The following is a 5,597-nucleotide window of genomic DNA, read 5'->3' as shown; positions in this document are numbered from 1 at the left end:
GTCGGCGAGCTGATGAAGCTGCTGCGCTTCTTCCTGCGCGGCGAGCTCAAGGCCCTGCACCGCAAAGGCGTGCGGCTGCGCTTCATCGGCGACCGCGGGCGGCTGGCGCCGGACATCGTCGACCTGCTGGTCGAGAGCGAGACGCTGACCGCGGGCAACACCCGACTGAACCTGACCGTCGCGCTGAGCTACGGCGCCCGGCAGGAGATCACTGAGGCGGCGCGCCGGGTGGCGCGCGAGGTCGCCTCGGGCGCGCTGCTGCCGGAGGCGATCGACGAGGGGCTGTTTGCCAGCCGTCTGTTCACCGCCGACCTGCCGGACCCCGACCTGATCATCCGCACCAGCGGCGAACAGCGCATCAGCAACTTCCTGCTGTGGCAGGCGGCCTATGCCGAGCTGGTCTTCGTCGACACGCTGTGGCCGGATTTCGGCCATGCCGACCTGGAGGCTGCCCTCGCCGAATTCCGGCGGCGGGAACGTCGCTATGGCGCCGTCGGTGGCCAATAGCCCGCAGGCCAAGCGCAGCAACCTGACGCTGCGGATCCTCTCCAGCCTCGTTCTCGGACCGCTGATCCTCGCCGCCGTCTATGTCGGGCAGTGGGAATTCGCAGTCATCGTCGGCCTGCTCGGCGTGCTCGGCGCCGATGAGTGGCTGCGGCTGGTGCTGCGGCGCCCGGCGCCCGGCTGGGTCCGGGCCTCCGCCGCGATCGCCATCGTCGCCGTGACCGTCACCACCGGCTGTGCCGGCGCCATCGCCGGCCTGGTCGTGCTGGCCGTCGCCACCGTGCTGTTCGACATCGCCGTCAATCTCCGCCTCGGCACGCCCGGCCGCATGCCGGCGCTGGGGCTGCCCTATCTCGGCCTGACCGTCGTCGCGCTGCTGCATCTGCGCCAGGACGGCTGGCAGCCGGTGATCTGGCTGCTGGTGGTGGTCTGGGGCACGGATATCGGCGGCTACATCTTCGGCCGCTGGATCGGCGGGCCGAAGCTGGCGCCGCGGCTGAGCCCGAAGAAGACCTGGGCCGGGCTGATCGGCGGCGCCGGCTTGGCCGCCCTGGCCGGCGCCGTCGCCATTGCAGCGCTGCACCGCGCCAGTTCGGCCCTTGTCGCCGTGCCCGGCGCCGCTCTGCTGGCCTTGGTGGCCCAGGCCGGCGACCTTGCTGAATCCGCGGTCAAGCGCCATTACGGCGTCAAGGACAGCGGCGATCTGATCCCCGGCCATGGCGGCGTGCTCGACCGGATCGACGGGCTGCTGGCCGCGGCGCCCCTTTTTGCCCTGTTCACCGCCCTCTTGGATGCATCCTTCAGATGACCTCGGCTCCGTCCACGGACGCTCCGCGCTCCGTCACCATTCTCGGCGCCACCGGCTCGGTCGGCGCCAGCACCGTCGACCTGATCACCCGGTCGCCGGAGCGCTTCACGGTCGAGGCGGTGACCGCCAACAAGGATGCGGAGCGGCTGGCGGCGATCGCCCGGCAGCTCGGTGCCCGATATGCCGCCGTGGCGGATGAGACGGCCTATCCGGCGCTGAAGGCAGCCTTGTCCGGCAGCGGCATCGAGGCAGCGGGTGGCGCCGGGGCGGTGGTGGAAGGAGCGGCGCGGCCGGCGGAATGGGTGATGGGCGCCATTGTCGGTGCCGCCGGGCTGCAGCCGATCCTGACCGCGATCCGGCGCGGCGCCATGGTCGCCTTCGCCAACAAGGAGTGCCTGGTCTGCGCCGGCGAGCTGATGATGGCCGAGGTGCGGCGGCACGGCGCCACGCTGCTGCCGGTGGACAGCGAGCACAATGCCATCTTCCAGGTGTTCCAGCCGGGCACCAAGGTGCGGCGCCTGATCCTGACCGCCTCGGGGGGACCGTTCCGGGAATGGAGCCGCGAGCGGATGGCGGCGGCGACGCCGGCCCAGGCGGTAGCGCATCCGAACTGGAGCATGGGCGCCAAGATCTCGGTCGACAGCGCCACCCTGATGAACAAGGGGCTGGAGCTGATCGAGGCCTCGCATCTCTTCGCCATGCCCGAGGACAAGATCGAGATCGTGGTCCACCCGCAATCGGTGATCCACAGCCTGGTCGACTATGCCGACGGGTCGGTGCTGGCCCAGCTCGGCGTGCCCGACATGCGCGTGCCGATCGCTTACACCCTGGCCTGGCCGGAGCGGATGGAGACGCCCTGTGCCGCGCTCGACCTGGCGAAGATCGCCCGGCTCGACTTCCAGCAGCCGGACCCCGAGCGGTTCCCGGCGCTGCGGCTGACCCGGGAATGCCTGCGGCAAGGTGGCTCGGCCGCGACCGTGCTCAATGCCGCCAACGAGGTGGCCGTGGCGGCCTTCCTGGAGGGGCGCATCGGCTTTCTCGACATCGAGCGGATCGTCGAGACCACCCTTGCCATGATTCCGGCACAAGCTATGGCGACTCTGGACGAGGTGTTCGCCATCGACGCCGAGGCGCGACGGCACGCCGCTGCGCTTTGAAATCGCGGGCGAGCGGGCCTACATAGGCCCTCGGCAAGAGGTACGTATGACGCTGTTCACCTATCTGATCCCGTTCCTGGTCGTGCTGACCGTCCTCGTCTTCGTGCACGAGTTCGGCCACTACTGGGTCGCCCGCCGCAACGGGGTCCGGGTTGAGACCTTCTCGATCGGCTTCGGGCCGGAGCTGTTCGGCTTCAATGACCGGCACGGCACCCGCTGGAAGTTCAGTGTCGTGCCGCTCGGCGGCTATGTGAAGATGTTCGGCGACGCGGATGCGGCCTCGACCCCGTCCACCGCCGCTCTCGACGGGATGACCGCGGATCAGCGGGCGGTGTCGTTCCACCACAAGCGGGTCGGGCAGCGCGCGGCCATCGCCGCGGCGGGGCCGGTCGCCAATTTCCTGTTCTCGATCATCGCCCTGTTCTTCCTGTTCCTGATCGGCGGCCATCCGTTCCCGCCGGCGGTGGTGGGCCAGGTGTCGCCCGGCGGTGCCGCGGCGGAGGCGGGGATCCAGTCGGGGGACCGGATCGCCAGCATCGACGGCACCGCGGTCGACCGCTTTGCCGAGCTGGGCGAGGCGGTGCGCAACAGCGGCGGCAAGAGCGTGACGCTCGGCATCGACCGCGGCGGCCAGGCGCTGAGTTTCGCCCTGACGCCGCGGCAGGAGACGGTGCCGACCACCGATGGCGGCAGCGCGACCATCTGGCGCCTCGGCATCGCCGCCGACACGGGCCCGTATGGCGTCGTCGATGCGGCGCGGATGTCGGTCACCGAAAGCTGGGCGATCGTGTCGATGACTGCCCAGGCCCTCGGCCAGATGGTGTCGGGCCAGCGCGGCACCGAGGATCTCGGCGGCCCGATCCGCATCGCCCAGATGTCGGGCGAGGTCTATCAGGTCGGCATCGTGGCGCTGCTCTGGTTCATGGCGATCCTGTCGATCAATCTCGGCCTGATCAACCTGGTGCCGATCCCGATGCTCGACGGCGGCCACCTGCTGTTCTGCGCGATCGAGGCTGTCCGCGGCCGCCCGCTCGGCGCGCGGGCCCAAGAATACGGTTTCCGCCTAGGGCTCGCTTTGGTATTAACCCTGATGCTCTTCGCGACCTGGAACGACCTGGTCCAACTCAAGGTAGTGGCCTTTTTCAAAGGCTTGGTGTCCTGAGCCGGGACGTGTTACCGGATCACGGCGGCTGTGACTCGCCGCGATCCGCAGCCGCTGACTGTGGGGGCGGCGGTCGTTCGTCAAACCTCTCGTGCCCGACCGGTCGGGGGTGAGAGGGATGGGTGTGAGTTTGAGGGGAAAGCAGAAACCGATGTCGACCGTGACCTCCCGACTCTGGCTCGCGGCCGTGGCGGCTGTTGCTCTTGGAACGGCGCCGATGGCCGCGCCGGCACAGACCCGCGGTGGCGGCGGAACGATCGCCGACGTCAAGGTCGAGGGTTCGCAGCGGATCGAGCCCGCCACGGTGATCTCCTATATGGCGCTGAAGCCGGGTGACGAGTACAGCGACCGCGCCGTGGATGAATCCGTCAAGAGCCTGTTCGCCACCGGCCTGTTCGCCAATGTCCAGATCCGGCGCCAGGGCTCCAGCCTGGTGGTGACGGTCGAAGAGAACCCGATCATCAATCAGATCGCGTTCGAGGGGAACGACCGCTTCGACGACACCAAGCTGACGGCCGAGATCGAGGAGCGGCCGCGGCAGGTCTACACCCGGACCAAGGCGCAGAGCGACGCCGACCGCATTCAGCAGCTGTATCGCCGCAGCGGCCGTTTCGCCGTCGCGGTCGAGCCGAAGATCATCAAGCTCGACCAGAACCGCGTGAACCTGGTGTTCGAGGTGCGCGAGGGCGACCTCGCCAAGATCGAGCGGATCAACTTCGTTGGCAACCGCGCCTTCTCCAACGGCGAGCTGCGTGACGAGATCCTGACCAAGGAGACCGAGTGGTGGAACATCCTCGCCTCCAACGACACCTATGATCCGGACCGCCTGGCCGTCGACCAGGAGATGCTGCGCCGCTTCTACCTGAACCGCGGCTACGCCGATTTCCGCGTGGTCTCGGCGGTGTCGGAGCTGGCGCCCGACGGCGAAGGCTTCTTCATCACCTTCACGGTCGATGAGGGCGAGCGCTACAAGTTCGGCAAGATCGACGTCAACAGCGCCCTGCCGGGGGTGACGCCGGAGGAGCTGAAGACCGTCATCGTCACCAATGAGGGCGACTGGTACTCCAGCAAGTCGGTCGAGGATTCGATCCAGGCCCTGACCACCTATCTCGGCGACCGGCAATACGCCTTCGTCGATATTCAGCCCTCGGTGCAGCGCAACCGCGACGAGCGGCTGATCGCGATCACCTACGAAATCTCGGAAGGCCCGCGCGTCTTCGTCGAGCGCATCGACATCAGCGGCAACGTCCGCACCGCCGACGAGGTGATCCGTCGCGAGTTCGAGCTGGCCGAAGGCGACCCGTTCAACGCCTCGCGGCTGAAGAAGTCCGAGACCAACATCCGCAACCTCGGCTTCTTCAGCAAGGTCGACATCAAGCCGAGCCCGGGCTCGGCGCCGGACCAGACGGTGATCCAGGCCGCGGTGGCCGAGCAGTCGACCGGTGAAGTCCAGCTCGGCGTCGGCTACTCGACCAGCGACGGCCCGCTCGGCAACGTCACGGTCCGCGAGCGCAACCTGCTCGGCCGGGGCCAGGATCTGCGGCTGTCGACCTCGCTCAGCGGCGTGTCGTCGGAAATCGACCTCAGCTTCACCGAGCCGTACTTCATGGGCCGCAACCTCGCGGCCGGCTTCGACCTGTTCCGCACCACGCGCGACAACCAGAGCTTCAGCTCCTACAACGAGACCAACACCGGTTTCGCGCTGCGCATGGGCTATCCGCTGAGCGAGAACCTGCGGCAGACGCTGCGCTACCGCCTGAACTACCGGCAGGTGTCGGACGTCAGCGACGACGCCTCGCGCTTCATCCGCGAGCAGGAAGGCAACACCCTGTCCTCCGCAGTGCAGCAGACCCTGACCTATGACCAGCTGGACAGCCGCATCAACCCGACCGACGGCTACCGGATCACGCTGTCGAACGAAATCGCGGGTCTCGGCGGCGACGTGCACTACTTCAAGACACAGCTC

General features: G+C 68.3%; 5 protein-coding genes. All 5 read left to right on the top strand.

Annotated elements, in window-relative coordinates; genetic code table 11:
• Window positions 1-507, top strand: a 507-nt coding sequence (gene uppS, locus ABDW35_RS31120; RefSeq protein ID WP_343717725.1) for a polyprenyl diphosphate synthase, incomplete at its 5' end; no start/stop codon positions are given.
• Complete coding sequence (locus ABDW35_RS31115; RefSeq protein WP_343717724.1) at window positions 497-1,312, top strand: phosphatidate cytidylyltransferase; 816 nt, start codon at window positions 497-499, stop codon at window positions 1,310-1,312. The genes uppS and ABDW35_RS31115, both read left to right, overlap by 11 nt.
• Window positions 1,309-2,469: a 1-deoxy-D-xylulose-5-phosphate reductoisomerase gene (locus ABDW35_RS31110; protein ID WP_343717723.1), complete on the top strand. Its 1,161-nt coding sequence runs from the start codon at window positions 1,309-1,311 to the stop codon at window positions 2,467-2,469. Before ABDW35_RS31115 ends, ABDW35_RS31110 begins: the two co-directional genes overlap by 4 nt.
• 46 nt (window positions 2,470-2,515) lie before the next feature.
• Window positions 2,516-3,631, top strand: a complete 1,116-nt coding sequence (gene rseP / locus ABDW35_RS31105; protein WP_343717722.1) for an RIP metalloprotease RseP — start codon at window positions 2,516-2,518, stop codon at window positions 3,629-3,631.
• A 217-nt stretch (window positions 3,632-3,848) separates the two neighbouring features.
• Window positions 3,849-5,597: outer membrane protein assembly factor BamA (gene bamA, locus ABDW35_RS31100; protein ID WP_343717721.1), on the top strand; the 1,749-nt coding region annotated here is incomplete at its 3' end.

It is taken from the genome of Inquilinus sp., assembly GCF_039594555.1.
In the GTDB taxonomy this organism is placed as follows: domain Bacteria; phylum Pseudomonadota; class Alphaproteobacteria; order DSM-16000; family Inquilinaceae; genus Inquilinus.
Note: the sequence above shows the minus strand (reverse complement) of the source record. Positions and strands in the feature narration are given on the sequence as shown.

Bases quoted from the DNA above. Each gene is read 5' to 3' on its own strand.
- ABDW35_RS31110 (WP_343717723.1), top strand. From the start codon at position 1,309: ATGACCTCGGCTCCGTCCACGGACGCTCCGCGCTCCGTCACCATTCTC.
- rseP (WP_343717722.1), top strand. From the start codon at position 2,516: ATGACGCTGTTCACCTATCTGATCCCGTTCCTGGTCGTGCTGACCGTC.